The organism is Pseudoalteromonas sp. S3178 (assembly GCF_005886985.1).
Classification (GTDB): Bacteria; Pseudomonadota; Gammaproteobacteria; order Enterobacterales; family Alteromonadaceae; genus Pseudoalteromonas; species Pseudoalteromonas carrageenovora.
On the sequence record NZ_PNCW01000364.1, the window covers coordinates 1 to 239 of the forward strand.

Here is a 239-nt window from a genome sequence, read left to right on the forward strand (position 1 = left end):
AACGCCTAACTCTAGCAGCGTCTCGACTGCCTGCTGCCAGTTTGCAGCGGCGTCAAAAGCGCGATGAAAGGTGACAGAAAGGCCTAAGGATTTTGCCGTGGCAATAAGTGCTCTACAATGGTCAGCCGCTATCTTCTGATTGTCGTCGATAAAACCAAGCGCAATACCGGTTGCACCCGCGCAAGCAATGCCATCTATCCCTTTTTGTAACTGATATAGCATGGTGTCATCAATAGAAA

1 protein-coding gene is annotated in these 239 nt (G+C 49.0%); it reads right to left on the reverse strand.

Annotated features, from left to right (window positions below):
- A partial coding sequence (locus CWC11_RS21315; protein WP_283241033.1) for a copper homeostasis protein CutC occupies positions 1-222 on the reverse strand: 222 nt, incomplete at its 3' end.
- Positions 223-239: the final 17 nt, after the last annotated feature.